This is a genomic window from Bradyrhizobium sp. 21, assembly GCF_023073335.1.
Taxonomy (GTDB): domain Bacteria; phylum Pseudomonadota; class Alphaproteobacteria; order Rhizobiales; family Xanthobacteraceae; genus Bradyrhizobium.
Map to the genome: position 1 here is coordinate 50,369 of NZ_JADPJG010000008.1, position 25,409 is coordinate 75,777.

Sequence of the window (25,409 nt, forward strand, 5' to 3'; positions counted from 1 at the left end):
TGCTCAACTGAAAGACGGAAAGATGCCGGAGTAGGCGATGCACCACACGATAGCCAAGGTCGGCTGCATGTTGTCGTGCGGAAGTCCTTGTCCGGTCATCGTGACGGTGCTGAACGTCAAGTTGAGAGTGGCCGGTGGAGGCACGAAACCGTTGAAGCCAGGATCGATCGCCACCATGTTCGAACTCGTTCCGGGCCCAGCCACCGCATTTTGCGCCGTTCTGCTGCCCAGTTGCAGGGCGTGGGTATGTCTTGCCATCTGATCGCTGCTCAAGCTCACAGCGGCACTGCCGAGCGTCTCGCCGACGACCCGCTGTGTCAACCCGGGTCCTTGCCCCTGGCTGATCGTCACCGACCCGTTCAAATTCGGCAGCGCGAAATTGGTCGTGCCGTTTCCGCCGTAAGATGTGCCGATCAGCGCGAACAACGGGGTGAAAGCCTGAACGGAGATCAGTTGCCCGAGACAAGGCAACCACAAATTATTGAAGCCGCCGGTCGCCCAGGGGAATGGAAAGGCCTGGATTTCCCCGATAAAGGGATCTGACATGATGTCTCTCCTTGAGACTGAGAGGCGGACCCGGACCGACTAGCCTGTCGCGGGGAAGATGCCCGAAAAGCAGATGCAGTAGTTGGCGACGACCGTCGGCATCATGTTGTTGTGCCCAAGGCTATTGCCTGCCGTGGTCACGCACGCAGCCATGATCTCATACGGAGCAGCGTTCGCGATCGGCGCGTAAAGCGTGCCGGATGAAGCAGTCGCCAGATGCACGGTCGGTCCTGGCGTTGCCGTGGTGGCCGTCGTGGTCGAGGACAGCAGCGCATGACTATGCGTCGGCATTTCAGCCTCGGTCAGCGTATGCTCTTCTTCGCCCGCGATCTGGCCCAGTGCGAAATTCGGAAGACTGGGGCCGGCGCCTTGCCCAATCGGAACACGACCGCGAAGATCAGGTAGATTGAAGCTCTGTGCTCCGTCTCCGCCATAGGTTGTGCCAATCACGGCGTAAAGGATGTCGTACGACGAGATCGGCAACGATGATCCGTCGCAGGCCAACCAGCCGTTGGGCACCCGCGGAAAACCGAACAGCCGAATCTCGCCAATAAACGGATCTGCCATCGCGTTGGATCCTTCTGTCTCGCACGCGGTGGACGAGCCGGATGCGCAATGCCTGAAATTTCGAGACGTTGTATTTCGTTCGTGAAAAAAATGGAGACCGCTTAGTTTCGCGATGGATACACTCCCTGCATCGCGATCAGATAGTTGATGACCAGGTAGGGCTGAAGATTGTTGTGCGCCTGACCGTTACCCTCGTTCGCCAAATTTGTGCCCGCAGCCAACGGCGTCTCGGTAATATTGGCTGGCAGGAAGATATATCTGTCCGCCGGCGCAGTGGTCGTCGCGAAGATGTTGTTGGCGGGAGCGGCGCCACGTCCCTGCCCGTTCGCGGCGCTCGCCTGAACGAGGTGATTGTGCTGTGCGAGTTGAAGCGCCGTCATGTTGACCGACACCGATCCGCCGGTCACGCCGACGGGATATTGCCCGCTCTGGCCGCTCGAGCCGAGAACGGCGCGCCCGCGAAGATCAGGGAGCGCGAATGTCCTCATCCCGTCGCCGCCATAGTAGGTGCCAAGTAGGGAGAACAACGCCGAATTGTTCTGGATCGCGAGCAGCGCGCCATTGCAGAGCGCCCAGCCTCTCGGCACGTTGGCGCCGGCAAAGGGCATGATCTGCCCCAGAATTGGCTGATACGGCATGGCCCCTCCCCAAGGACACGCGGCTCGTCGCGTGGTGATGCGTTGAATATCCACCGCGGCGAGAGATGAAATTATAAGATGAATTCGTTTTCTTACGCGCGCAAAGATTGTCAGGCATTACATGGTCCGAGTCAAGCGCAACGCGAGCCGTTACATTTTTGATCGCCATCAGGTTGAATTTTCGAGGCTCTCCGTTTGCTCGCTTCGGAGTTACGCCCAAACCCAGGATTGTTGCACGTATGCAACGAGTCTGACGAAAACACGCGCGGTGGTGGCACAACGGCAGGTTTCATCCGCCTTGTCGCTTGCCGCCCGATAAGCCTCGTGGCTTAGTGGTGGCACTGCAAAATAACAACCATTACGCAACAACACTTTATGCAGCATTTGAGACGGGGATTGGTGACAAGGGCCCTCCACAGAGCGTCCGTTGCAGGGAGGACTTGTGGCGTATTTTGCCGCGATGGGTCTTGGCGAGCGTTCGAAGGGTATCCGCGCGGTTACGCGTAGTGCCTTGCAGCTGATATGCCTGGTCGCCGCCCTCGTATTCGGGGTGACGGCAGCGCAGGCGGCCTGCAATTTCACGAGCAGCTCGCCCTCTGGTGCAACGATCACGTTCACCGGGACCGGCGCGGGGAACGCGGTTGGGCTCTGCGTGACCAACTCTACCGTGTTGTTTGGCCTCTACGGCTCCTCGAACGGCTCCAATCCGAACGTCGACGCCTTCAACAACTATCCGATGACGGCCGGCGGTTTGAGTCTAACGAATCTGAGCTACACGTCAGCCAAGGCCACCTACACGCTGGTTCCCGTCAATAACGGAAATAACGCAAACCAGACGGATGAATACGACATCCAGATCAACTCGCTGTCGGGAGGCGGCGCCGACACGATCACGCTCTGGTACGCGAGCGGGTGCAATCCAGGCAACACCTGTAATTTCACGCCTACGTTCACCGATACGTCGTTCACGATCACGGTCAACCTGCCCGCGCCTACGGTGACGTCGATTTCCCCTACGGCTGGGCCGACGGCCGGTGGCACCAGCGTCGTCATCACCGGTACCAATTTCACCGGAACGACCGGCGCCGCCGGCGTGAAATTCGGCGCCACCAATGCGACGAGCTACACGGTCAACTCCGCCACCCAGATCACCGCGACTGCACCGGCCGGCTCCGCCGGCACCGTCGATGTCACCGTCACCACCAACGGCATAACGTCCGCAACTTCAGCGGCCGATCAATACACGTATGCAGCCCCGCCGACCGTCACCTCGATCTCGCCGACATCCGGTCCGACGGCCGGCGGCACGTCGGTGGTCATCACAGGCACGAATTTATCGGGCGCGACAGCGGTGACGTTCGGCGCGACGGCAGCGACGGCGTTCACCGTCAATTCGGCCACCCAGATCACCGCGACCTCGCCCGCCGGCACCGGAACCGTCGATGTCCGGGTGACGACCGCGGGCGGTACGTCGGCAACGTCGGCAGCCGATCAATTCACCTACGTCCCGGCACCCACGGTCACAAGCATTTCGCCGACGACAGGTCCAGGCGGGGGCGGCACAACGGTGACTATCACCGGCACCAACTTCACCGGTGCGACAGCGGTCGTATTCGGCGCCACGCCTGCAGCGGGCTTTACATTCGTCTCGGCGACGACGATCACGGCGACCTCGCCGGCCGGCACCGGCACGGTCGATATCAGAGTAACGACAACGGGCGGCACGTCTGCGACGTCTGCCGCCGACCAGTTCACCTACATCCCCGTTCCCACCGTCACCTCGATCTCGCCAACCGCGGGACCCACGGCCGGCGGCACCACGGTGACGATCACCGGCACCAATTTGACGGGTGCAACCGCGGTCACGTTCGGTGCGACCTCCGCGACCGGCTTCACCGTCGTCTCGACGACGACGATCACGGCGACTTCGCCAGCCGGCACCGGCACGGTCGACATCAGAGTCACGACCCCCGGGGGCACATCGGCAATTTCGGCAGCTGACCAGTTCACCTATATCGGACCTCCGACAGTCTCATCACTCTCGCCGACATCCGGCCCGCTGGCCGGCGGCACGACAGTGGTCATCACCGGCACAAATCTGTCCGGGGCGACCGCGGTCGTCTTCGGAGCAACGGCTGCAACGGGCTTCGCCGTCAATTCGGCGACCCAGATCACGGCAACCTCGCCGGCCGGGACCGGGACCGTCGATGTCCGAGTGACGACCACGGGAGGCACGTCAGCGACATCGGCCGCCGATCAATTCACCTACATCGCTGCGCCGACTGTCACCTCGATTACGCCGACAACGGGCCCGGGCGCAGGAGGGACCACGGTCACGATCACGGGCACCGGATTCGTCGGTGCGACAGCGGTGACCTTCGGCGCCACCGCGGCAACCGGCTTTACGGTCGTCTCCGCGACCACGATCACCGCGACCTCTCCGGTTGGAGCAGGCATCGTGGACGTCCGTGTGACCAATCCCGGCGGCACGTCGGCGACATCGGCCGCCGATCAATTCACCTATGTTCCATCGCCAACCGTCAGTTCGATCTCGCCGACCTTTGGGCCGGCCGCCGGCGGCACGATTGTGACGATCACGGGCACTAACTTGACGGGTGCGACGGCGGTGACTTTCGGTGCGACTGCAGCGACCGGCTTCACCGTCAATTCCGCGACCTCGATCACCGCAACCTCGCCAGCCGGGACCGGTGTCGTGGACGTCAGGGTGACGACGACGGGCGGCACCTCCGCAACCTCGGGCGCGGACCAGTTCACCTATTTCGGCACGCCGACGGTGACGTCGATCTCGCCAACGGGCGGTCCGCTCGCGGGCGGAACGTCGGTGACGGTGACCGGCACCAATTTCACCGGCGCGACGGCCGTGAAGTTCGGTGCGACCGGCGCAACGGGATTCACAGTCAATTCGGCGACCTCGATCACCGCGACCTCCCCGGCCGGAACCGGCACGGTTGACGTCACGGTGACGACGCCGGGGGGAACGACGGCCACCTCAGCCGCGGACCAGTTCAGCTACGCCGCGACGCCGGCAGTGACATCGGTTGCACCGAATGCGGGTCCGGCGACGGGTGGCATATCGGTCGCGATCACCGGCACAGGGCTGTCGGGCGCGACCGCAGTGAAATTCGGTGTGACCAATGCCACCAGCTTCACCGTCAATTCGGCGACCTCGATCACCGCGACCTCGCCAGCCGGTGCCGGCACGATCGACGTGACCGTGACGACACCAGGTGGAACGTCTGCCACCTCGGCGTCGGACCAATTCACCTACACGCCCGCGCCAACCGTCGCCTCGATTTCGCCGACCACCGGCCCCGCGCTTGGCGGCACGTCTGTGGCGATCACCGGCGCAGGCTTCACCGGGGCAACAGCCGTGAAGTTCGGCCCCAACAACGCGACCAGCTTCACAGTGAACTCGCCGACGTCGATCACGGCGACCTCGCCACCCGGCAGCGGCACGGTCGACGTCACCGTGACGACGGTCGGCGGCACCTCGCCCACCTCGGCCGCGGACCGGTTCAACTATCTGTCCGCCACGACCGCGACGGGGCTCACCTCGTCTAAGAATCCGAGCAGCTACGGCGAGTCCGTGACGTTCACGGCGACCGTGGGCAGCACAGGCGGAACGCCGACGGGAACGGTGACCTTCAACGACGGCGGCACGCCGATCGGTACGACGGCGCTCTCTGCGGGCGTCGCTACCTTCGCGACGACGACGCTCACCGTCGGCAATCACACGATCACGGCGACCTATAACGGCAGTCCCGCCTTCAACACCTCGACCTCACCGGCTTTGACCCAGTCGGTCGACATTCCCGCCGACAGCGCCAAGCTGCGCGCGCTCCAGCTCAACGTCACCAAGGTCGTGGCGAACAATTCCGGTCAGGCGATCTCCGGGGCGATTGATACCGCAATCTCTGAAGGTTTCAGCGACGGCGGACAATACATCACGCCGGGCGCCGGCGGCCTGCGGGTCAACTTCGCCGCCGCGCCCGACGGTGACGAGGACGACAAGCCCCGCTCGGCTTCGCAAAGTCCCAATGCCTATGCCGGTGATGGAAGCTCCGGCCGGGGCGGCCGTGCCGGGCGCGGCTCCTCGCGGGTCGACGATGCGTTCGCCGCGATCGATCGGGCGGCACCAGCCAAGGCCCCGCCGATGGCACGCTTCAAGGACCAGAAGGATTGGATGTTCTGGGTCGACATGCGCGGCACCGGCATCGACCGCTGGGGCTCCTCCGGCAACATCGGTCAGGGAGCAACCCAGGCCACGCTTTACGGCCAGCAGCTCAACCTGCTCTCGGGCCTGACCTACAGGGCCCGGCCCAACCTGTTGCTCGGCGTAGTCGGCGGCTACGAAACCTTCAGCTACACCGAGACCGACCTCAACGGAAAGCTGAAGGGCGACGGCTGGACCGTCGGCGCCTATCTCGGCTGGAAGATCATCCCGACGCTGCGCTACGACGCGGCGGTGACCTATTCCGGCATCGGTTATGACGGCACCGCCGGGACGGCCCAAGGCAATTTCAACGGCAATCGCTGGATGCTCGCGACCGGCTTCACCGGCAGCTACAATTGGGCAAATTTCAATATCGAGCCGTCGGCGAAGGTCTACGCACTGTGGGAGCGTGAAAACGCCTATGTCGACTCGCTCGGCACCTCGCAAGCTGCCCGCACCTTCTCCAGCGGCCGCGCCTCGGCCGGCAGCAGGGTCTCCTACCCCGTGCCGTGGCTCGATAGCGTGCTGCTGCTGCCCTACGCCGGTGTCTATGCCGATTACTACTTCACCCAGGACGACGCGGCCGCGATCGTCGCCACAGGCGGCATCCCGTTGGCCTCGACACCGCTGCTCCAGGGCTGGTCTGCGCGTGTGACGGGCGGCATTGGCGCAAGGCTAGCAAGCGGCGCCACGGTCGGCTTCGGCGCCGAGCTCGGCGGCATCGGCGGCAATACGCAAATCTGGACGTTCACGGGACGCGCCCGCATCCCGTTCTGATCATCGGATCTCAGCGACGGGCTTCGTCGCCGACTAATTTTCCAGGCTTGATGAGAGGCTAATAGAGACCACGGCCGCTCAGGATGCCGCGGGCCTCGGCAGCGCCGTCCGAGGCGTAGGCGCCGGACGGAGCGCTCTCGGGCACGTAGCGGCCGCCGTCGTCATAGGACACGGCGCGCGCGTTCTGGAGCGCCCGGCCCCGGCTGCGGCTCGAGGCCGACATCTCCGAGGTTGCGTTGAGCGAAGCCATGTCGGCGGAGGTGTTGCCGAGATTGTAGGGTCGTCCCTCCGGCGTCGGAACCTCGCCGCGAATGGCGCCGCGGTTCGACGAGGGCAGCTCCGGCACGAACGGCCTTGCCGAGGCGACCCGTACCATCGAGGGCGACGGCGCCGGGATCCCGGTGCGCAAGGTGGCCATCAGCTGGCGGTCATCGGAGCCTTCAAGCGGCGCCCGGCCGACATATTCGACACGGACCTTGGCGACCCCATTGCCTTTGAATTCAAGGAGTTCAGCGGCTTTGTTCGAGACGTCAATGAGCCGGTTGCCGTGATAGGGCCCGCGATCGTTGACGCGCACGATCAGCGACTTGCCGTTCGATACATTGGTCACCCGCGCATAGGACGGCATCGGCAGGGTCGGATGCGCCGCGGTCAGAGAGCCCATGTCGAACACTTCGCCATTGGCGGTCAGGCGGCCATGGAAATCGTCACCGTACCAGGACGCCATGCCCTCGGCGCGATAATTGACGTCCTCCTCGGGCACGTAGGTCCGGCCGCCCACCATATAGGGCTTGCCGACGCGGTAGGTGCCGCCGCCCTTCGGGACCGGATCACCCAAAGCCACGACCCGGGGGCTCGAGGACACGCCGTATTTCGGATCGACTCGGCTGGCGAATTTGTTGGAGGAGGCGCAATTGGCGAGCGCGAGGCAGGTCGCGGCCGCCGCAACACCGCGCGCGGCCCGCAAAACCGAATCTGACCGTCGGATCCCCATTCGCCCCAAATACCATTTCGCCGGAGGCGTACCCAACCCGCTTTGGCTACGGGGAGCGCTGTCCGGTCCTTTGCTCCGAGGCGGCCCACCACCGCGTCGGAAGTGGTAACGATAACGCAACCGGAACACGGCGGAAATGGGGAGCCCACAGCTATCCCGCCGGGATGGTAAACGGGGCGTTCGCTTGTCCCCGTTGATCTACGGAGGACGGGTGCCCTGCTCCGTGCCGGGGCCCGACATTCTGTTGCGCCGAATCCTCACTCCACCCCCATTGTCGCGCCGCTCACTGGAATTCTTTTGACTGTGCAAGGCCGCACGCGCTTTCTCGCGTGCAGGGCGGAATGGAATGAGACGATGATCGAGACGGTTTCGGCACTGATGGGTTTGGTAAGCGCGGGGATCTTCCTGGCCCATGCGTTTGAAGGTTACCGCACGAGGGCCTGAGGCACTCGCGCGGGCGGCAAGCATCACCTCTTTCAAGACGGCACGTTCGGACAATTTTAATCGATCCGACCGAGCATCGAAGACGAGAGCGGCAGGTGTCCCATGCGCAACCATGACCTCGTATCCGACGGCTTCCTGGCACTGACTGCCGGCGGCTTGGTTCTCCTCTGCTCGAGCCTCGTGGCACTGGCCTTCGGCTGAGCACCACCACGACTTTCCTTATTTCTAACCACAACTACACCGCGATGCAGCATGCGATCCGTTTTGGATTGCCCTGCTCCCGGTTAGTTGATTGAATTTCCGCATTCAGTGCCTCGACTCAATTTCAGGAGGCCATCACCAACGAGGGTGACGCAAATGCTTGCTGAGAAATTTTTCCTGGTTCTGGAATCGCTGATCCGCGGCGACCGCTTTTATGCGGACGGAAGCCCCCGGGTCATCAGCACTTCCCCGCACGTCCCGATGAAGCTGCCGGGCCAGACCTAGCCGGCTCGCCCCACGGTCCGCAGCTACCCTTAGCGCAGCCCAAGCAGCGAGCGGCGATAGAAGCTATCGCGGGCCTCGTTCAGGCAGACGAAGCTGCCGTCAGCACCCTGGCGGTACCGCTTCTGGCCCTTGCCGTAGTAGACGCCTTTGCTGAAATCGAGCCAGACCACCTGGTCGTGCGGGCAATGACGCTGTGCCTGCGCCTCGTAGCGGAACGGCGTCAGCGGCGTCGCCGACACCTCATCGCCGCTGCAGCCGATCAGGATCGCGGCAGCGATCGCGATCGCGCCGGGGCTTTTGCCCAAGCCGCTCCAGGACACTACCACAAATACACTCCCCGCCTCCCGATCCTGACCGTCGTACGATGGCCCCTCGGCAGGGTAGCACGAAACGGCACGGTCCCAGGAAGGCGACAGGCGTCGCGTCTTCCGCCGGCCATCTTGCCGGGTTACATGAAAGCGAGATGATCTCGGTGCGAGGATGCTGCCTGAATGTCGGTTGAGCCTGGATCCAAATCCGAACTCCGCACCGAACCCCGCTTGCCCTTGCCGCGCCTCGGCTTTCTCCCGATGGTCATCTTCGGCTCGCGCTGGCTGCAACTGCCGCTCTATCTCGGGCTGATCGTGGCGCAATGCGTCTATATCGTTCTGTTCCTCAAAGAGCTCTGGCACCTCTCCTGGCACGCGATCGACCTCACCGAGCAGCAGATCATGATGAGCGTGCTGGCGCTGATCGACGTCGTGATGATCTCCAATCTGCTCGTGATGGTGATCGTCGGTGGTTACGAGACGTTTGTCTCGCGGCTCGACCTGCAGGGCCACCCCGACGAGCCGGAATGGCTCGGCCACGTCAATGCGAGCGTCCTGAAGATCAAGCTCGCCATGGCCATCATCGGCATCTCCTCGATCGCGCTGCTGCGCACCTTCATCGAGGCCGGCAACCTCGGCTCGAACCGCGCCAGCTACACCGAGAACGGGGTGATGTGGCAGGTGCTGATCCACCTCACCTTCATCGTCTCGGCGATCGGCATTGCCTATGTCGACCGACTGAGCGAATCCGGGATGCGCAAGCATGCGGAGTGAGGCTCAGGCGGCGGCTTTCGATCACTTGTCCGCCTCGAGCTGCTGCATGGCCTGGTGCAGGCATTCCTGAAGCTTCTGCGCGACCTGCTCGCGCGATACGCCCCTGGCGGCGAGATCGCCTGACACCTTGCCCATGACGTCGTCGATCGTCTGGCTGTCCGTCACCAACGCCGTCGCGTAACTCGCCGCGGCATCGCCGCCGAGCCCGAGCTGTGCCGCGGCCCAGAGCCCGAGCAGCTTGTTGGACCGGGCTGTGGCCTTGAATACGAGCTCCTCGTCGTGGGCGAATTTGGCTTCAAAGCCCTGCTCGCGCTTGTCGAACGTGGTCATGGTCAGCTCCATTCTCGTTTTCGCTGATGGGATCGGACTGGCTGGGAGCGAACGTCTCCGTGGTTCTCGTCAGTTTAGGATCATTTGAAGCTTCCGGCGGAAGGCAAGTGCCGTCAAGCCCGCCCGGCGACGCCGCAGCCCGGGCGAGTGCACGGCACGGACCAGCTCTACGCCAGCCAGCTCGGCTAGGCAGATGTTTACCATTCGTTAAGCAGACTCAGCGCCGCATGGCGTAGAGGCATCGAGAGCTGACGCATGAACAAAGAGCTGCGGGAATTTCGACGGCTTGAACGGGTCTGCCTGGAGCAGGCCGCCCTCTCCACCATGGACCTCGCGCGAGGCGGGTTGCTCAAGGTCGCAAACGATTGTCGCATGGCAGCCGAAGCGATCGAGGCCCAATCGCCCCGAGGGCCTTTTGCGGGCGCCGTTCAGGCCCTGAAGCAGGCTTTAAGCGCGACGCGCGTCCCCAGCCGGCACTAAGCGGCGAAATCGGTCAAAATTCGCGGCGCGGCGACGGGACTACTGGTCAGCCTTCGCCGTCGTCGCTTCCCGCGCAAGACGTTCGGTTCGGAGCCGCTCCCGATTGGCGTAAAATGCCTTTTGGGCCTCTTCGTGATCGCGCATGGCTTTCTCAGCCTCGATACGGCGTGCCGCATCGCGAGCCTGGCGCTGTTCCGGGGTCAAGGGTTTGCGTCGGTAGGAAAGGTCTTCAGTCATGGCCAGATAACGGGGACGCGGCAAAAAGGTTCCAGAAGACGAGCCAAGCGAACGGCGCTGCCGATTAAAAGGCCGTGCCAGATCATCCGAGGGTTTCTCATCGGGCTCCGGACATGCGCCCTGCCAAAATATCGAAAACAACCCCATGCACAGTAGCCGATGCGTTTCGGATCAAGAGCTTGCATGTCTTGCAAAGACCGATTTGACTCGTCGGGCAAAACAGGGGCATAATGCCATTATTCCGAAATCGATCGCGCGGGGTCAGCTTCCCTTGGGAGTGGTCCCGCCGAGGCCGGGATTGATGGCCAGCGACGCTCCGGCGGCGCCGCCAGCTTCATACGCCGTCATCGACACCATCCGGCCGGTGCTGCGCTGGGTCCGGAGCTTGAGGTCGAGCTTGTCGAATTCCGCATCGACCACCGAGGTCTTGAGGACCACCAGCCCGCGGCCGGTGCTCTCGTTGACCTGATCGCGACCGGCCTTGATCGCAACCAGCTTGTCCGCGATCGACGCCACCATCCCGAGCGCGAAGGAGGCATTGGCCAGATGCCGCTCCTGGTGCCGGAACCTGCTGTAGTCGACAGAAGTCTTGAAGCGGCCAAGTTCAGCGCGCACGGCGCCGTCGACCAATTCAGCCAGATAATGCGCGACCTCGATATCCGCAGCCAGACCGAAGAACACATAGCTGTTCTCGCTGCCTGCGTTCTTCTCGCGCCAGACCCGGCAATCGCAGAAATGCGCGATCGCGCCGATGCAGTCGTCCAGAGGAATGCGCTTCTTGCGATGGGTCTCGTAGACCCTCCGTTCGCATGCCGACGCGCGCAGCTCGACGTCGGAGAGCGACAGATCGTGGCGATCCAGCAGCTCGGCGACCTTGGCGGCGGCCGACAGCGCCTCGTCCTCAGTGCAGCCATTGGCGATCGTCTTGGCGCGCAACGCCTGAATGCGGAGCTTGAGCTTGTCGAGCCCGGCCGGATTGAACGTTTGATTCACCGATCACCTGCTGGGGAAGCCCGACCGACGGACTCCGGACGGATAGACTGGCGGAAGGGGTGGGATGTGACCTGACGTTGATATTGCTTGGCTTCTAGCGGAAGTTAGTAAAACCATTTGCTGCCGAGCTCCGCATCCGACCGTAGAAGATGATGCGCCCTTCTCCGCCCTCACGATCTCGCCCCCAACAAAGACCTAGCTGATCTACCTGTCGGTGGCAGCCTCGGCAACCCAGCGCGCCCACAACGGCGCTGGAGCTGCGGTCAATTTTCCACATCCACGACCAGCAGTACCTCGCCGCCACTAAGGAGCCCCTACAGATCGACATCGGCCTTTTGACGACCCGATCATCCTTGCGGAGGGCCGCGATCTGGCCACGTTGCGGGATGCCGGCCAATACATTTCCGGCTTGCCCAAAGCCGTGCATGATCGGCCAGAATAGCCAGCACCGGCCGAGGCGGTGCTGCTGGTGACCGACGGCGGCGGCCCGTCGCCTTTGCTGTCATCGGCATACGGCGCGCTCTGAACGCCGGGATGCGCCGGAGGTGATGCCGCACCGGAAGCCGGCCAGGGCCCATCGACTGATGAACTAGGGCGTGTACTCATAAACTCTCGTAAGCGGCGAGGTCCGCTTTGCGGTCGGAAGCGAACATGGGAGGCGCAATTGGACATGTCCGCGTGGGGCCAACAGCAGACTTTCCGGCTATGAAAAATGTGGTCTTGCTGACCCGTCATTTCGCTCGCTTGAAGAGGACGTCAAGCGTCGTGCCGGGAACGACTCCGGGTCTAGTAAACCTGAGTTCGCTGTCGGTTAGCGAGGTTATAGTGCGTTTTTCTGTCGCGTCGCCAACTTGATTGGCGAACGTGCTGGCCTGGATGTCCGCGCTGAGAACCTTGCTCCCTTCGTCGAGCGAATACTTTCCAAAGTATGCGATGGAGCCGGCGACGACCGCCTTGGCTTCGTCAATGGTTGCTGTTGCAGGGCGACCGGAGGCCAGTTTGGGCAGGTCAGCGCGGGCCTGCATGAGGGAGAAGTACCCGTCGTTGGTGTAGATGACGATGCCTTTTGGATTGTCGCCGTACAGCGCTCGCCTGGTGCCATCGGTAGACACGACATCGACGGAAACCTGAAGCCATGTGCCGACCAGCAAGTCCTTGAGCGGCTTTTGCTGACCGAAGGCGCGGTCCGGCAACACCAGCCCCAGTATGGCGACCACGAACAGATTGAACACCGTGGATTTTCTCATGCTGCATCCCTTTCAATGCGCAAAGTCATCGTAAGTCCTAACGGCCCCAGCCAGAACTTGGTAGCCCTATAGCGACTTCGCTATTGCAGTATGTCGAGCGACCCGATGTCTGAGTTGGGTCAAACTGAGAAGTCCTGGCGTTCAACCGGCAGGTCGGCTTTACCCCAACTCCGGACATGGCCTTGTACCGCGCAAACTCACGCTTTGTGCCATGAGGCGACTGGACGGACACTTCGAGCTACCGAATAACTCGGCCCGCGCGCCGCAGAACTTCGGGCGGGATAGTTAGGCCCAGGCGGCACGCAGTGCGCATGTCCACCACAAGGTCTGGACAACGCAGGGTCTCGATCGGCAACTCGGTTGCGGCATCGCCATCAAGGAGCCGACTGGCTTGCCACGCCATCCGGTGAGCGGCTTGCCCGAGCGATGTTCCGTAGCTCAGAAGGCCGCCGGCGCCGGCTTGCTCCAGCGCAAACAGGGCCGGTAGATTCTGCGAGAGGGCACGCTCTGCAATCTGTGAGGCATGTACTCCGATGATCGGGTTTTCCAGCGCCACAAGCGCCTGCGTGCCATCTTCCCGCATCTTGGCGAAAGCCATCTGCAGATCGGGCTTAGGCCCGACGACACGCAGGACGATTGCGTGCAGACCGGCTTCCTGCGCGGCGCGCATGCTGGCGCTGCGAAGACAATCGGAGACGGCTGCGTCGGCCAGATAGGCGATCCTCGTTAGGTCAGGCTTGACCGCGCGCAGCATCGCGATCTGAGCTGCCGCCTGGCCGTCGTCAAAGGTCGTGACGCCAGTCATGTTCGGCAGGGGATCGCCCGAAAGACTCGCAAGGTCATCACCGGCCGGCTCCACGACCACCGAATAGACAATCGGAACCTCAGTCGAGGCAGCTCTCGCTGCGCGCGCGGTCACCGCGCCGACCGCCGCGATCAGATCAACACGGAGGCGAGCCATGTCCTGCGCGAATCCGGCGAGTCTTGTCGCATCACCATGAGCGATCCGCTCGTGGAACACGACGTTCTTGCCCTCGACCAGGCCCCGCTCGCGCATGCCATCCCTGAATCGCGCCACCGGTGGAGCCCCACCGGCTGCCATGATACCCACAACATGCACACGGTCGCGCATCACGATATCCTTCGGTTGATCGCGTCAGTTTGTCTTGATGGCTGCCTCGCGGATGACCTTGGACCATTTCACGCTTTCGGCACGAAACAGCGTCGCGGATTCCTCCGGAGTGCTACCGACCACCGTGAACCCGAGCGCTGCCATTTTCTCTTTGATGTCGGGGAGAGCCATGGCGCGAATGATCTCGCGATTGAGCAGCGCGATGACCTCCTTGGGCGTCCCAGCCGGAACGACAAACGCAAACCAACCCTCGCCCTGAATCTCCGGATATCCGGCTTCGGCCGTGTCCGGCACTTCAGGCAGTGCCGGCGATCGCGTCTTGCTGGTGACGGCGAGCGCACGTAGTTTTCCTTCATGGATTTGCGGTACTGCGGGCGGTAAAGACGTGAACGCGATCGGAGTGTGACCCGCCAACGTCGAGCCGACCGCCTGGCCCGCACTGTTGAAAGGGACATGCACAAGGTCGAGCCCCAACGACAGTCGAAACAACTCGCCGATGAGATGTGGCGGCGTGCCGGTGCCGGGTGACGCAAAGCTGTATTTCGTTCCGCCCGCCTTGATAAGCGCGACCAGCTCGCTCAGAGTCCTGGCCGCGACCGAAGGATGGATTGTCACCACCGTGGGCGCACTCACTGCCACCGTCACCGGCTCAAAATCCTTGTAGGGATCGTACGGCACCTTGTCGTACATCGCGGGATTGACGACGATGTTCGGCGGCACGACGAGAACGGTATAACCATCGGCCACGGCTCTCGCGCCTTGACCCATTCCGATATTGCCGCCGGCGCCGCCGACATTCTCGACATAGAACTGGTTTCCGAGCTGTTCGGAGAGCTTCTGAGCGGCAAGGCGGGCGAGGATGTCGGCTGGGCCGGCGGGCGCATACGGCACCAGCAGGCGCACCGGCCGGGCCGGGTAGGTCTGCGCAAGCGCCAAGGACGACAGCGCGGGCGCGACGATCGAGCCTGCCGTCAGTTGCAGAAATTGCCGGCGCAACAGCGTCATGACCATCTCCTCAGTCGGACAAAGGCCTGTCTATCGCTTGCACAGTAGTTGAGCTATTATATGGATCGGGCAAAAATCATATTGAAATGGATATGGCAATGGAGCTGCGGCATCTTAGGCACTTCGTCGTCGTCGCCGAAGAGGGACACATCACGCGGGCAGCCGAGCGGCTCGGTATGCAGCAGCCACCGCTTAGTCAGCGGATTAAGGCGATCGAAACCGAGCTCGATGTTCAGCTGTTTCGGCGCAAGGCGCGCGGGGTCGAACTGACCGAAGCGGGGCGGGTATTCCTCGATCGAGCGCGCGCGACCCTTGCGCAATACGATGGCGCATTCGAAGCCACACGCAGTGCTGCGCGGGGCGAGCAGGGCCGCCTCTGCGTGGGCGTGGTGCCGACCACCCCGTTTCATCCCTTCGTGCCAGGCGCAGTTCGGGCGTTTCGCGCGGCCTTCCCGCTCGTGTTGCTAACGCTCGACGAGTGCCTCGGGAAGGAGGCGCTCGAACGCCTGCGCGATGAACGGATGGACGTTGCGTTTCTGCGCGCACCCGTCGAACCACAGAGCCTCGTCGTCAATCCATTGCTGGTAGAACCGATGGTGGTCGCGTTGCCGAGCGATCACGCGCTGGCGCAGAGCGATCGCGCCGGCGGGGCTCTTTCATTGAAGGACCTCGCCAACGAAACATTCATCGTCTACGCGCGTCAACTCGGGCCCGCGTTTTATGAGGCGACGATGGCCGCCTGCCTCAAGGCGGGGTTCAGCCCGCGCCTTGGCCAGGAAGCGCCCCGAATTACGTCGGCCCTGAGCCTGGTTGCCGTCGGGCTAGGGATTTCGCTGGTTCCGGCGTGCATGCAGCGTATGACGATGGATGGCATCGCGTACCGGCGGCTCAAAGGTAACGCTCAACCGAAAGCCGTCCTGAACCTCGCATCGCGCCGCGGCGAACCGTCGCCGGTGGTTCGCAACTTCGTGAGCCTGGTGCGTCGAGCAGCACGGAATTTTCGCGGCGAACCCGAAAAGATCGGCACGACTTAAAGATCCGCTAAGGGGCAGGAGCCGATCAACTTGGCTCGCGGCGACAACGTCGGCTTTAAAAGCTGCCCTGACTGCCCCCAAAACGCGACTTCCGTTTTGCCCCGATCAACAGACATCAAACGCCCGGGTCGGTTGGTCCGTTTCGTGCCACGAAAAGAAGTCGAGACGTCATCCGATGACAGTGACTTTAGTTCTTGCACAAGCCCTTTGGGGTCCAGTCGCTGACCAATGTCGTCGCAGGCTTAGTCGAGTCATGAAGGATGAGGACTAACGCTTGCCGCTGCTCCTTCCCCGTCGCAGTCAGATGCATCGGGGGACCGCCCGGGACGATGACGAATTGACCGCCTGCGCGGCCAACCTGAATTCCGTCAGGCGTCTCGAGGCAGGTTTCTCCGGTCACCGTATACCAAGCTTCCGGACCCGAATGCACATGGGCGGGCGCGGTCATGCCGGGGTTAAACACCGCTTCCATGTACTGCGCGGTATAGGCCTGACCCGTCTGAACCGGGAGCGGTCCGATCTCGGCAATGCGTTGTCCGCCCGCAGGCCCGCGCCATCCAGCATCTTCGATACTGAGCAGCCAGTGTTTACCCAGGGATTCGACAACGGCCCCATGCGCGCCCTTTGCCCCTTCCGCAAGGGCCCGGGTAGGATAAGTGTCGAGGTGCCAGAATGTCTCCGGTTTGGTTAGGTTTCCAACCGGCTGGTTTGCAATGATCCAGCATCCGGGATCGGCGCCAACGCGCTCGCTGATCGGCCTGCAGCGAGTCCCCATTTCATGCTCGGCTGCGAACGCGAATGTTGGCAGCGCCATCACAGCCAAGATAGCCCATAACAAAATCCGCATTGCCGCCTCTCGCGAAATATGCGTCCACGCAGAGTCTAGCAGATTTCGTACAGTCAACGAGCGAAAAGGTGTTCCCGCCCTTCGTTCGCGCGCTGAAACCGATATTGCCACTGCGATATGAGATGTCGGCCGACGTCCGTTGTGGGTCACAAGGCGAAATTCCGCTACCCAGCTCCTTGCGCGCAACAATCATCTTGTCGACGCCGAGCGCCTTGAGCAGCCTTGCCAGTTCATCCGCACCTTGTCGTCCGCGGACAACGAGCGTTTGGTCGCGAGACGCGTTTGAGTGGTCCCAGTATCGTCGCGGCAAGGGCCGCTGCTTTGGGCCAGATCAACCTCAACGACGATCTGCTGGAGGGCGCTTACGAGCCCGCGCTTGCTCTCGGGCTGGCGCGCCGCTGCCGGCCCCGCGTCATCATCGGCGATCGCCCGCCAGGCGGCACCCTCGAGATCCTCATATTGGCCACTTTTAAGCGACCACAGGAATGCGATGAGGCCTGCAAGTCCGAGCGCCAGCGCGAGTGGGACCAGGATGACCAGGATCTCCATCATGAAATCTCCCGTGACGCGCTGCGCGCCCGCACCGAATTCAGCATGACGAGGATCGACGATCCGCTCATGGCTGCCGCGGCGATCAGAGGTGTCACGACGCCGCCGATCGCGACCGGCACGGCCAAGACATTGTAACCGATCGCAAGCCAGAGGTTTTGCCGCATCAGACGCAGCGCCTTGCGCGCGGAATCGATGGCCGTGACGACCGGCGCCAGCGGCCGGCCGAGGAAGACGAGATCGGCGGTCGCCTGGCTCAGATGCGCCGCGGAGATCGGCGACATCGAGACATGGGCCGCCGCCAGCGATGGCGCATCGTTCATGCCGTCGCCGACCATCAGAACTTTCACGCCGCGCCGCTTCAGCTCCTCGATCCGCGCGATCTTGTCGGCCGGCGTCACACCGGCGCGCCATTCGGCAATGCCGAGCGCGTAAGCTGCCGCAATCACCGCGGGTTCGCGGTCGCCGGAGAGGATCTCGATGCCGATGTTGCGCGCCCTCAGCGCCGCGATCACGGCCTGCGCGTCCGGGCGCAGACCCTGGCGCACCGAGAGGATGAATTTTTCGGCCCCCTTGCCGAAGACCACGATGGAGGCTTCGGGATCGAGCATCGCGCTGCGGATCAATGCCTCGGCGCCGCAGAAGGACGGTCGGCCGAGACGGATTTCGACCCCATCCACCACAGCGCGGACGCCCTGCCCGGCCTCCTCGACCACGCCGACGATCGGCGAGTTTGCTCCGGCTGCCCGAGCTACTGCTGCCGCCACAGGGTGATGGCTCGACAGCGCGAGCCGGCCGGCAAGCTGGAAGATGTCGGTGGGAATGTCTGCAGCATTCGTCACGTCGAGATCGGGCAGCGTCAGCGTGCCGGTCTTGTCGAAGATGACATGGTCGACTTCGGCCAGGCGTTCAATCGCATCGCCGGAATTGAGCAGCACGCCGGATTTGAACATCCTGCCCGAGGCGATCGTCTGCACGGTCGGAATGGCAAGGCCGAGCGCGCAGGGACAGGTGATGATGAGCACAGCAACGCCGGTGACAATCGCATCATGCCAGCTTGCGCCGGCGATGACCCAGCCGAAGATCGTGAGAAGTGCCGTCGCATGCACCACCGGCGCATAGAGCCGTGAGGCGCGGTCAGACAGCCGCATGTAGCGCGAGCGTGCCTGGAGCGCATTGTCCAGGAGCCGCGTGATCTCGGCGAGCAGCGTCGCCTCCGCGGCGGCCGAGACCCGCACCCTTAGCGTGCCGGAGATGTTCATGGAACCCGCATAGACCGGCGTCCCCTGCTCCGCCGTGACGTAGAGCGTCTCGCCGGTGATCAGGCTCTGGTCGATCTCGGAGCGTCCCTCGATCACGGCGCCGTCGACCGCGCAGCGCTCGCCCGGTCGCAAGAGCACGATGTCGCCGGGATGGATCGCGGCGAGCGGCACCTGCGAGATTTCGTCGGGCCCGACGAATTTCGCCGCGGTCTCTGCCTTGAGCGCGGCGAGATTGCCGGCGACTGCGCGGGTCCGCCGCCGCATGTTCTGGTCGAGGAAGCGACCGACCAGCAGGAAGGTGAGCAGCATGATCGCCGCGTCGAAATAGGCGTGCTCGGCGTGGTTGATGATCTCGACCACGGACATGCCCAACGCAAGACACACGCCGATCGAGATCGGCACGTCCATGTTCGTGGTCTTGTTCGACAGCGCGCGCCAAGCCGAGCGGAAGAACGGTTGGCCGGCATAGGCCGCCGCCGGCAGCGCGATCAGCGCCGACAGCCAGTGGAAAAAGTCGCGCTGCTCGGGCAGCATGTCCGAGACATTGCCCGACCAGACCGGGATCGACAGCATCATCACGTTCATGGTGGCGAAGGCAGCAACGCCGAGGCAGCGCAGCAGGAAGCGCGATTCCGCGACCTCGGTCGCCTCCGCGCTCTTGGTCTCGTATGGATAGGCCTTGTAGCCGAGCTCTGCGAGGCGATCGATGAAACTGGTGGGATCGAGCGTGCCTTCTTTCCACTCCAACGCGACGCGCCGGTCGGTGAGGTTCACGCGCGCCAGCGTGACGTCAGGTATGGCGGAAAGCCCGCGCTCGATCTTGGCCATGCAGCCGGCGCAGTGAACGCCCTCGACCGCGAGATCGACGTGCTGCAGGCCCGCGCCCGCGGCGCGGACGTAGTGAGAGAAATCGCGGGTCACCTGCATGGCGAGGCCTCAGTTCAGGATCACGCGGTTGCGCGACAGGAACAGGCGCTCGCCCTTCGCATCGCCCTCGATGACGAGATCCCACTGGCCGGGCGCGACGGACGCGGCATTGCCGCGATAGATACCCATACCGGCCTCCGCAAGCTCGACCGCAAGGTCAGCGCGCTTGTCGGTCGGCCGCTCCAGGCGGCCGCCGAATTTCAATCCGGTCACCGGCTGACCATTTGCATCGCGTGCCTCGACCTGGAGCGTGGCGCCGCCATCGGTGCGGCGCTCGATATGGGCGTTGACCCGCCATTTGCGCCCGGCCTGATCCTGCGCCGCCGATATCTCGCGGTCGTAGGTGAGGCCCGCGGCATAGGGGCTGTCGACGTCGGTGCCGGGCAGCGTCGCGATCGCGAGCTTCATCATGGTGACGTTGACGCTGATGACGACGCCAAAGAAGGCGACCAGCATCAGGAACACTTTTGGGCCGGTCAGCGGCTTGGATGCCATGGCGGTCTCCTGATCTTACGGCGCGACGAAATTGTCGGTGGCGCTGGCGACTTCGCCGAGCCCGATATCGGTGACGTGGAAGCGGACCGGGACCGACTTCTCCGGATTGCCGTCGGCCGGCGCGGTGACGAGCAATCGCAGCTCGCTGGTGGAGTCGCGCGGGATCACGATCATCGGCCGGTCCGGCGTCACCGAATCGGTACCGACGACGTGGATCGTGGAATTGATCGGCCCGTCTGCGTCGATCGCGACGACGCGGTCGTAGCCGCTCTTGTTGAGCAGCCGCACCGTGTAGGCGTTGCGGATCGAGCCGTCGCTGAGCCTGACTGCGAGCGGGTTGCGGTCGTGCAGCACGTTGACGTCGAGCAGAGTACGCGTCGCGAGCACGTAGAGCATGATGCCGCCGACCGCCGCGATGATCGCGCTGTAGGCGACGGTGCGGGCCCGGACGATGCGATAGACCGGAGCCCTGCCCTCCTGGCGGCGCTGGATGTTGATGTCGTTATCGTAGCCGATCAGCCGCTTCGGCCGGCCGATCCTGGTCATGACGTTGTCGCAGGCGTCGATGCAGAGCCCGCACTGGATGCATTCGAGCTGCGGCCCGTTGCGGATGTCGATGCCGGTCGGGCAGACCGCAACGCATTGGTAGCAGTCGACGCAGTCGCCGACCTGCTCGCCGAGCGCGCGCAGCTCGGCGGCCTTTTTCACCGAGGTGCGCTTCTCGCCGCGGTCGTAGCGGTAGGTGACGTTGAGCGCCCATTCGTCGGTGAGCGCGGCCTGGATCCGCGGCCACGGGCACATATAGGTGCAGACCTGCTCGCGCATGAAGCCGGCGAGCACATAAGTCGTCGCCGTCAGGATGCCGATCCAGATATAGGCGATCATCGGCGCCTGGAAGGTCAGGAGCTCCTTCACCAGGGTCGGGGCGTCGTTGAAATAGAGCACCCAGGCGCCGCCGGTCCACCACGCGATCATCAGCCAGATCGAATGCTTGAGTGCGATCTCGGAGACACGCCTGAGCGTCAGCGTGCCGCCCGACTTGTCCTTGCGCATGCGCTCGCGGCGGTCGCCTTCAACGAAGCGCTCGACGGCGTAGAACAGATCCGTCCAGACCGTCTGCGGGCAAAGATAGCCGCACCAGATGCGGCCGCCGACCGAGTTCATCAGGAACAGCGCCACCGCGGCCACGATCAAAAGGCCGGTGAAGTAATAGACCTCCTGCGGCCACAGCTCGATGAAGAAGAAGTAGAAGCGGCTGTTCGGAAGATCGATCAGCACCGCCTGGCTGGGGGCGCCAAGGCCGCGATTCCAGCGCACGAAGGGCAGGAAGTAATAGACGCCGAGGCAGAACGCCATCAGGCCCCATTTGATCCGGCGGAAGGTGCCGGAGACGCTCTGGGGATACACCTTCTTTTGGGCCACATAAAGCGGCCCGTCGTCGTCCGATGTGAGTTCGTTCGGATTCACGGGCTTGTTCATCGCCTGGAATGTCTCGAAAGGTGCGATTAAATCTAGACCCGGCTCGGCCGCGTCGATTGATCCAGCTCAAGCGGAGGCAGTTTTGTTCGCCCCCGCTTGTTGATCTTTGGCTATTTTCCACCGCCCAACGAGTGGACGTAGACGGCCAGCGCCTTGATGGTCGAGGGATCGAGCCGCCCGTCCCAGGCCGGCATGACGCCAGCGCGGCCATTGCTGATGGTTTCGATCAGGACCGCCTCGTCCGAGCCGTAGAGCCAGATCTTGTCGGTCAAATTGGGCGCGCCGAGCTCCTGGTTGCCCTTGCCGCCGTCGCCGTGGCAGGCGACGCAATTGTCGGCAAAAATCTTCTCGCCCTTGGTGGCGTCAAAACCCTTTCGGGTCGGGAGGCCCGACAGTGAGCGCACATAATTGGCCACCGTGACGATCTCATCCGGCTTCAGCACGCCGTCCTTGCCGAAAGCGAGCATCTGGCCCTCATGCGTCTTGGCATGGCCGGAGCGTGCGCCGAACTGGATCGTTTGCATGATCTGGTCGAGCGTGCCGCCCCACAGCCAATCGTCGTCATTCAGGTTTGGATAGCCCTTCGCGCCGGCAGCGCCGGAGCCGTGGCACGGCGCGCAATTGTCGCCGAATACCGTCTTGCCCTTGGCGCGCGCGAGCGCCAGCAAGGCCGGATTCTCCTCGATGTCGGCGAGCGAGGCCGCGCCCAGCACCACCATCTTGTCACCCCGTATCTTGTCGAGATTGGCAAGCTCGACCGCGACGTCGGCGCGCGAGGAGTAACCCATCACGCCGCGCGTATTGCCCGAGATCAGCGGCCAGGCCGGATAGACGATCCAGTAGCCGATCGCCCAGACGATCGTGAGGTAGAACGTAATCACCCACCAGCGCGGCAGCGGCGTGTTGAGCTCCTTGATGCCGTCCCATTCATGTCCGGTCGTGGCCCTGCCGGTGACGGAGTCGATTTCACTATGATCGGTCATGATGTCTCACTCCTCCCGCAAGGGCAGGCTGGCCGCTTCGTCGAACCCGACCTTGTTCCGGGGCCAGAACGCGTAGGCGATGATCGCGAGAAAGATCGCGATGAACACCGGCGTCCAGATCGTGGTCACGAGAGCGGACGCAAGATTGTCGAGTGTCAGGATGGCTTTCATCGTTGGTGCCTTCTCAGCGAAGATTGGCTTTCTCGTTGTAGATCTTGAAGTCGACCAGCGTGCCGAGCATCTGCAGATAGGCGATCAGCGCGTCCATCTCGGTCGGCGCGCCGGCCTTGCCGTCGAAGTTGCGCACCACGGCCTTGGCGTAGCGCTTGGTGAAAGCGTCCGAGCCGGCATTGTCAGGATCGGCCTGGGCCTTCATGTCGGCGCCCGCATTGGCGATCTGGTCGTCGGTGTAGGGCGTGCCGACGGTCCGCAGCGTGCGCATGTGGTCTGCGATCGTGTCCGGATCGACCTCGGTCGAGCTGAGAAAGGGATAGCCCGGCATCACCGATTGCGGCACGATCGCGCGCGGATTGGTCAGATGAGTGACGTGCCAGTCGTCGGAATATTTGGCGCCGACGCGGGCAAGGTCAGGACCGGTGCGCTTCGAGCCCCACTGGAACGGATGGTCGTACATGCTCTCGGCGGCGAGCGAGAAGTGGCCGTAGCGCTCGACCTCGTCGCGCAAGGGGCGGATCATCTGCGAATGGCAGAGATAGCAGCCTTCGCGGACATAGATGTTGCGGCCTGCGAGCTCCAGCGGCGTGTAGGGCCTGATGCCGTCGACCACCTCGATCGTGCTCTTGAGGTAGAACAGCGGCGTGATCTCGACGAGCCCGCCGATCGCAATCACCAGCAAAATGCCGGCCACCAGGATGATCGAATTCTTTTCGAAGATTTGGTGGCGTGTCCAGAACGACATGGGATGCTCCTCATTCCGCCGGCTGAAGAGCGACGGGCATCTGGACTTCCTGCTCGCCGACGCGAACGGTCATCCAGAGATTATAGGCCATGATCAAAGCGCCGATCAGGAACAGCGCGCCGCCGGCGGCACGGATGACGTAGAAGGGATGCATCGCCTCGACGGTCTCGATGAAGGAATATTCCAGGAAGCCGAGCGAGGTGTAGGCGCGCCACATCAGGCCCTGGAGGATGCCGGACACCCACATCGCCGAGATGTAGAGAACGATGCCGAGGGTGGCGATCCAGAAGTGCCAGTTGACGAGCTTGACGCTATAGAGCTCCTTGCGATTCCAGATCCACGGGACCAGGCAGTACAGCGCGCCGAAGGAGACGAAGCCGACCCAGCCGAGCGCGCCGGAATGCACGTGACCGATGGTCCAGTCGGTGTAGTGGCTAAGCGAATTGACCACCTTGATCGACATCATCGGGCCTTCGAAGGTCGACATGCCGTAGAAGGCGACGGAGACCACGAGCATGCGCAGCACGGGATCGGTGCGCAGCTTGTCCCAGGCGCCCGACAGCGTCATCAGGCCGTTGATCATGCCGCCCCAGGAGGGCATCCACAGCATGATCGAGAAGGTCATGCCGAGCGTCTGCGTCCAGTCCGGCAGCGCCGTGTAGTGCAGATGGTGCGGGCCCGCCCAGATGTAGAGGAAGATCAGCGCCCAGAAGTGAATGATCGAAAGCCGGTAGGAATAAATCGGCCGCTCGGCGCGCTTTGGAATGAAGTAGTACATGATGGCGAGGAAGCCGGCGGTCAGGAAGAAGCCGACCGCGTTATGGCCATACCACCACTGGAACATGGCGTCCTGGATGCCGCCCCAGGCGATGTAGGATTTGGAGCCGAAGAACGACACGGGCAGCGCGGGGTTGTTGCCGAGATGCAGGACCGCGATCGTCACGATGAAGGCGAGATAGAACCAGTTCGCGACGAAGATGTGCGGCTCCTTGCGCTTGATGACGGTGCCAAGGAAGACGATCAGATAGGTGACCCAGACGATAGTCAGCCAGAGATCGGCGTACCATTCCGGCTCGGCATATTCCTTGGACTGGGTGACGCCGAGCAGATAGCCCGTGCCCGCGATGAGGATGAAATAGTTGTAGCCGAGCACGACGAACCAGGGCGCGAGATCGCCCACAAGACGCACGCGGCAGGACTTCTGCAGGACGTAGAAGGACGTGCCGATGAGCACATTGCCGCCAAAGGCGAAGATCACGGCGGAGGTGTGCAGCGGCCGCAAGCGGCCGAAGCTGGTCCAGGGCAAGTCGAAGTTCAGCGCCGGCCAGGCCAGCTGCGACGCGATGATCAGGCCGACGAGGAAGCCCGCGATGCCCCAGAACATCGCCATGAAGCAGGTGAACTTGATCGGGCCCAGATTGTAGTTGGCGCGGCCGTCGATCTCCGCCGGCGGCAGCGCCGCCGGACGGTCGTAGTAACGGTTGATGATGACGAACACCGCGGCCAGGCTCGCCGCCGCGCTGAGTGCGGCATGAAAGGCGAAGGGCGCATCGAGCGCCTTGGCCGAGGCGATCGCGCAGAAGAAGGCGGTGACTGCGAATCCGACAGCAAGGCCGGCTTCACCTGATGTCATCGACTTGGAGATGGAGGGCTGGTGCATCGCGGATTCTCTTTTGAAAGAACACGGAGCCAGAAACCACATCCACCCGCGCGGGGAATTGA

24 protein-coding genes and 1 pseudogene are annotated in these 25,409 nt (G+C 63.2%); 5 read left to right on the forward strand and 20 right to left on the reverse strand.

The features are described from left to right. Positions 1 to 3 precede the first annotated feature (3 nt). The 3 genes from IVB31_RS12105 to IVB31_RS12115 form a co-directional block, all read right to left on the reverse strand. On the reverse strand, positions 4 to 546 hold the full coding sequence (locus IVB31_RS12105; RefSeq protein ID WP_247322246.1) for a tail fiber protein: 543 nt from the start codon (positions 544 to 546) through the stop codon (positions 4 to 6). Between the two features lie 39 nt (positions 547 to 585). Next, on the reverse strand, positions 586 to 1,113 hold the full coding sequence (locus IVB31_RS12110) for a tail fiber protein (RefSeq protein ID WP_247322247.1): 528 nt from the start codon (positions 1,111 to 1,113) through the stop codon (positions 586 to 588). A gap of 101 nt (positions 1,114 to 1,214) precedes the next feature. Continuing rightward, the gene (locus IVB31_RS12115) at positions 1,215 to 1,751 is read right to left on the reverse strand and encodes a tail fiber protein (protein WP_247322249.1); all 537 of its coding nucleotides are present in this window, start codon (positions 1,749 to 1,751) and stop codon (positions 1,215 to 1,217) included. 652 nt (positions 1,752 to 2,403) lie between these two features. Here IVB31_RS12115 and IVB31_RS12120 point away from each other — a divergent pair. Beyond that, positions 2,404 to 6,762 (forward strand): IPT/TIG domain-containing protein, encoded by a 4,359-nt coding sequence (locus IVB31_RS12120; protein WP_247322252.1) that lies wholly within the window; start codon positions 2,404 to 2,406, stop codon positions 6,760 to 6,762. Positions 6,763 to 6,820: 58 nt separating this feature from the next. Here the strand turns inward: IVB31_RS12120 and IVB31_RS12125 are convergent, their stop codons facing one another. Continuing rightward, positions 6,821 to 7,756, reverse strand: coding sequence for a septal ring lytic transglycosylase RlpA family protein (locus IVB31_RS12125; protein WP_247322254.1), 936 nt, complete (start codon positions 7,754 to 7,756; stop codon positions 6,821 to 6,823). 801 nt (positions 7,757 to 8,557) lie between these two features. Between IVB31_RS12125 and IVB31_RS33535 the strand changes: the two genes are divergently transcribed. Continuing rightward, complete coding sequence (locus IVB31_RS33535; protein ID WP_256464313.1) at positions 8,558 to 8,686, forward strand: hypothetical protein; 129 nt, start codon at positions 8,558 to 8,560, stop codon at positions 8,684 to 8,686. Between the two features lie 29 nt (positions 8,687 to 8,715). Here the strand turns inward: IVB31_RS33535 and IVB31_RS12130 are convergent, their stop codons facing one another. Beyond that, the gene (locus IVB31_RS12130) at positions 8,716 to 9,006 is read right to left on the reverse strand and encodes a hypothetical protein (RefSeq protein WP_247322655.1); all 291 of its coding nucleotides are present in this window, start codon (positions 9,004 to 9,006) and stop codon (positions 8,716 to 8,718) included. Between the two features lie 171 nt (positions 9,007 to 9,177). Between IVB31_RS12130 and IVB31_RS12135 the strand changes: the two genes are divergently transcribed. Continuing rightward, entirely contained in the window at positions 9,178 to 9,768 is a 591-nt protein-coding gene (locus IVB31_RS12135) for a TIGR00645 family protein (RefSeq protein WP_247322257.1), read from the forward strand. Between the two features lie 21 nt (positions 9,769 to 9,789). Here the strand turns inward: IVB31_RS12135 and IVB31_RS12140 are convergent, their stop codons facing one another. Next, on the reverse strand, positions 9,790 to 10,098 hold the full coding sequence (locus tag IVB31_RS12140) for a DUF1476 domain-containing protein (protein WP_247322259.1): 309 nt from the start codon (positions 10,096 to 10,098) through the stop codon (positions 9,790 to 9,792). A 255-nt stretch (positions 10,099 to 10,353) separates the two neighbouring features. On the opposite strand from IVB31_RS12140, the gene IVB31_RS12145 reads away from it, so the two are divergent. Beyond that, entirely contained in the window at positions 10,354 to 10,578 is a 225-nt protein-coding gene (locus IVB31_RS12145) for a hypothetical protein (protein ID WP_247322260.1), read from the forward strand. A 39-nt stretch (positions 10,579 to 10,617) separates the two neighbouring features. Here IVB31_RS12145 and IVB31_RS12150 read toward each other — a convergent pair whose 3' ends face one another. The 5 genes from IVB31_RS12150 to IVB31_RS12170 form a co-directional block, all read right to left on the reverse strand. Further along, positions 10,618 to 10,815 (reverse strand): hypothetical protein, encoded by a 198-nt coding sequence (locus tag IVB31_RS12150; RefSeq protein WP_247322657.1) that lies wholly within the window; start codon positions 10,813 to 10,815, stop codon positions 10,618 to 10,620. Positions 10,816 to 11,076: 261 nt separating this feature from the next. Then, the gene (locus tag IVB31_RS12155) at positions 11,077 to 11,808 is read right to left on the reverse strand and encodes a DUF2786 domain-containing protein (protein ID WP_247322262.1); all 732 of its coding nucleotides are present in this window, start codon (positions 11,806 to 11,808) and stop codon (positions 11,077 to 11,079) included. 731 nt (positions 11,809 to 12,539) lie between these two features. Beyond that, positions 12,540 to 13,055 (reverse strand): lipocalin-like domain-containing protein, encoded by a 516-nt coding sequence (locus IVB31_RS12160; protein WP_247322265.1) that lies wholly within the window; start codon positions 13,053 to 13,055, stop codon positions 12,540 to 12,542. A 238-nt stretch (positions 13,056 to 13,293) separates the two neighbouring features. After that, positions 13,294 to 14,187, reverse strand: a complete 894-nt coding sequence (locus IVB31_RS12165) for an ABC transporter substrate-binding protein (protein WP_247322268.1) — start codon at positions 14,185 to 14,187, stop codon at positions 13,294 to 13,296. 24 nt (positions 14,188 to 14,211) lie between these two features. Next, positions 14,212 to 15,192, reverse strand: coding sequence for a tripartite tricarboxylate transporter substrate binding protein (locus tag IVB31_RS12170; protein WP_247322270.1), 981 nt, complete (start codon positions 15,190 to 15,192; stop codon positions 14,212 to 14,214). A gap of 98 nt (positions 15,193 to 15,290) precedes the next feature. On the opposite strand from IVB31_RS12170, the gene IVB31_RS12175 reads away from it, so the two are divergent. Further along, positions 15,291 to 16,226 (forward strand): LysR family transcriptional regulator, encoded by a 936-nt coding sequence (locus tag IVB31_RS12175; protein ID WP_247322273.1) that lies wholly within the window; start codon positions 15,291 to 15,293, stop codon positions 16,224 to 16,226. A gap of 187 nt (positions 16,227 to 16,413) precedes the next feature. Here the strand turns inward: IVB31_RS12175 and IVB31_RS12180 are convergent, their stop codons facing one another. The 9 genes and pseudogenes from IVB31_RS12180 to ccoN all read right to left on the reverse strand — a co-directional run bounded on the left by IVB31_RS12180 (position 16,414) and on the right by ccoN (position 25,347). Continuing rightward, on the reverse strand, positions 16,414 to 17,073 hold the full coding sequence (locus IVB31_RS12180; RefSeq protein WP_247322275.1) for a hypothetical protein: 660 nt from the start codon (positions 17,071 to 17,073) through the stop codon (positions 16,414 to 16,416). A gap of 411 nt (positions 17,074 to 17,484) precedes the next feature. Next, positions 17,485 to 17,622 (reverse strand): annotated as a pseudogene (gene ccoS / locus IVB31_RS12185) (cbb3-type cytochrome oxidase assembly protein CcoS); the annotation flags it as partial. Further along, on the reverse strand, positions 17,622 to 19,811 hold the full coding sequence (locus tag IVB31_RS12190) for a cation-translocating P-type ATPase (RefSeq protein ID WP_247322278.1): 2,190 nt from the start codon (positions 19,809 to 19,811) through the stop codon (positions 17,622 to 17,624). The gene IVB31_RS12190 and the pseudogene ccoS, both read right to left, overlap by 1 nt. Positions 19,812 to 19,820: 9 nt before the next feature. Then, positions 19,821 to 20,306, reverse strand: a complete 486-nt coding sequence (locus IVB31_RS12195; protein WP_247322281.1) for a FixH family protein — start codon at positions 20,304 to 20,306, stop codon at positions 19,821 to 19,823. A 15-nt stretch (positions 20,307 to 20,321) separates the two neighbouring features. Next, the gene (ccoG, locus tag IVB31_RS12200) at positions 20,322 to 21,785 is read right to left on the reverse strand and encodes a cytochrome c oxidase accessory protein CcoG (protein ID WP_247322283.1); all 1,464 of its coding nucleotides are present in this window, start codon (positions 21,783 to 21,785) and stop codon (positions 20,322 to 20,324) included. Between the two features lie 110 nt (positions 21,786 to 21,895). After that, positions 21,896 to 22,768 (reverse strand): cytochrome-c oxidase, cbb3-type subunit III, encoded by an 873-nt coding sequence (ccoP, locus tag IVB31_RS12205; RefSeq protein WP_247322287.1) that lies wholly within the window; start codon positions 22,766 to 22,768, stop codon positions 21,896 to 21,898. Between the two features lie 6 nt (positions 22,769 to 22,774). Continuing rightward, positions 22,775 to 22,939, reverse strand: coding sequence for a cbb3-type cytochrome c oxidase subunit 3 (locus IVB31_RS12210; protein ID WP_247322291.1), 165 nt, complete (start codon positions 22,937 to 22,939; stop codon positions 22,775 to 22,777). 13 nt (positions 22,940 to 22,952) lie between these two features. Beyond that, a complete protein-coding gene (gene ccoO / locus IVB31_RS12215) occupies positions 22,953 to 23,687 on the reverse strand; it encodes a cytochrome-c oxidase, cbb3-type subunit II (protein ID WP_247322293.1) in 735 nt (244 codons plus the stop codon). A gap of 10 nt (positions 23,688 to 23,697) precedes the next feature. Next, a complete protein-coding gene (gene ccoN, locus IVB31_RS12220) occupies positions 23,698 to 25,347 on the reverse strand; it encodes a cytochrome-c oxidase, cbb3-type subunit I (protein ID WP_247322295.1) in 1,650 nt (549 codons plus the stop codon). Positions 25,348 to 25,409: the final 62 nt, after the last annotated feature.

Coding starts and splice junctions, on each gene's coding strand:
- IVB31_RS12105 (WP_247322246.1), bottom strand. CDS start 546: ATGTCAGATCCCTTTATCGGGGAAATCCAGGCCTTTCCATTCCCCTGG.
- IVB31_RS12110 (WP_247322247.1), bottom strand. CDS start 1,113: ATGGCAGATCCGTTTATTGGCGAGATTCGGCTGTTCGGTTTTCCGCGG.
- IVB31_RS12115 (WP_247322249.1), bottom strand. CDS start 1,751: ATGCCGTATCAGCCAATTCTGGGGCAGATCATGCCCTTTGCCGGCGCC.
- IVB31_RS12125 (WP_247322254.1), bottom strand. CDS start 7,756: ATGGGGATCCGACGGTCAGATTCGGTTTTGCGGGCCGCGCGCGGTGTT.
- IVB31_RS33535 (WP_256464313.1), top strand. CDS start 8,558: ATGCTTGCTGAGAAATTTTTCCTGGTTCTGGAATCGCTGATCCGCGGC.
- IVB31_RS12135 (WP_247322257.1), top strand. CDS start 9,178: ATGTCGGTTGAGCCTGGATCCAAATCCGAACTCCGCACCGAACCCCGC.
- IVB31_RS12140 (WP_247322259.1), bottom strand. CDS start 10,098: ATGACCACGTTCGACAAGCGCGAGCAGGGCTTTGAAGCCAAATTCGCC.
- IVB31_RS12145 (WP_247322260.1), top strand. CDS start 10,354: ATGAACAAAGAGCTGCGGGAATTTCGACGGCTTGAACGGGTCTGCCTG.
- IVB31_RS12150 (WP_247322657.1), bottom strand. CDS start 10,815: ATGACTGAAGACCTTTCCTACCGACGCAAACCCTTGACCCCGGAACAG.
- IVB31_RS12160 (WP_247322265.1), bottom strand. CDS start 13,055: ATGAGAAAATCCACGGTGTTCAATCTGTTCGTGGTCGCCATACTGGGG.
- IVB31_RS12165 (WP_247322268.1), bottom strand. CDS start 14,187: ATGCGCGACCGTGTGCATGTTGTGGGTATCATGGCAGCCGGTGGGGCT.
- IVB31_RS12170 (WP_247322270.1), bottom strand. CDS start 15,192: ATGACGCTGTTGCGCCGGCAATTTCTGCAACTGACGGCAGGCTCGATC.
- IVB31_RS12175 (WP_247322273.1), top strand. CDS start 15,291: ATGGAGCTGCGGCATCTTAGGCACTTCGTCGTCGTCGCCGAAGAGGGA.
- IVB31_RS12180 (WP_247322275.1), bottom strand. CDS start 17,073: ATGCGGATTTTGTTATGGGCTATCTTGGCTGTGATGGCGCTGCCAACA.
- IVB31_RS12190 (WP_247322278.1), bottom strand. CDS start 19,811: ATGCAGGTGACCCGCGATTTCTCTCACTACGTCCGCGCCGCGGGCGCG.
- IVB31_RS12195 (WP_247322281.1), bottom strand. CDS start 20,306: ATGGCATCCAAGCCGCTGACCGGCCCAAAAGTGTTCCTGATGCTGGTC.
- ccoG (WP_247322283.1), bottom strand. CDS start 21,785: ATGAACAAGCCCGTGAATCCGAACGAACTCACATCGGACGACGACGGG.
- ccoP (WP_247322287.1), bottom strand. CDS start 22,768: ATGACCGATCATAGTGAAATCGACTCCGTCACCGGCAGGGCCACGACC.
- IVB31_RS12210 (WP_247322291.1), bottom strand. CDS start 22,939: ATGAAAGCCATCCTGACACTCGACAATCTTGCGTCCGCTCTCGTGACC.
- ccoO (WP_247322293.1), bottom strand. CDS start 23,687: ATGTCGTTCTGGACACGCCACCAAATCTTCGAAAAGAATTCGATCATC.
- ccoN (WP_247322295.1), bottom strand. CDS start 25,347: ATGCACCAGCCCTCCATCTCCAAGTCGATGACATCAGGTGAAGCCGGC.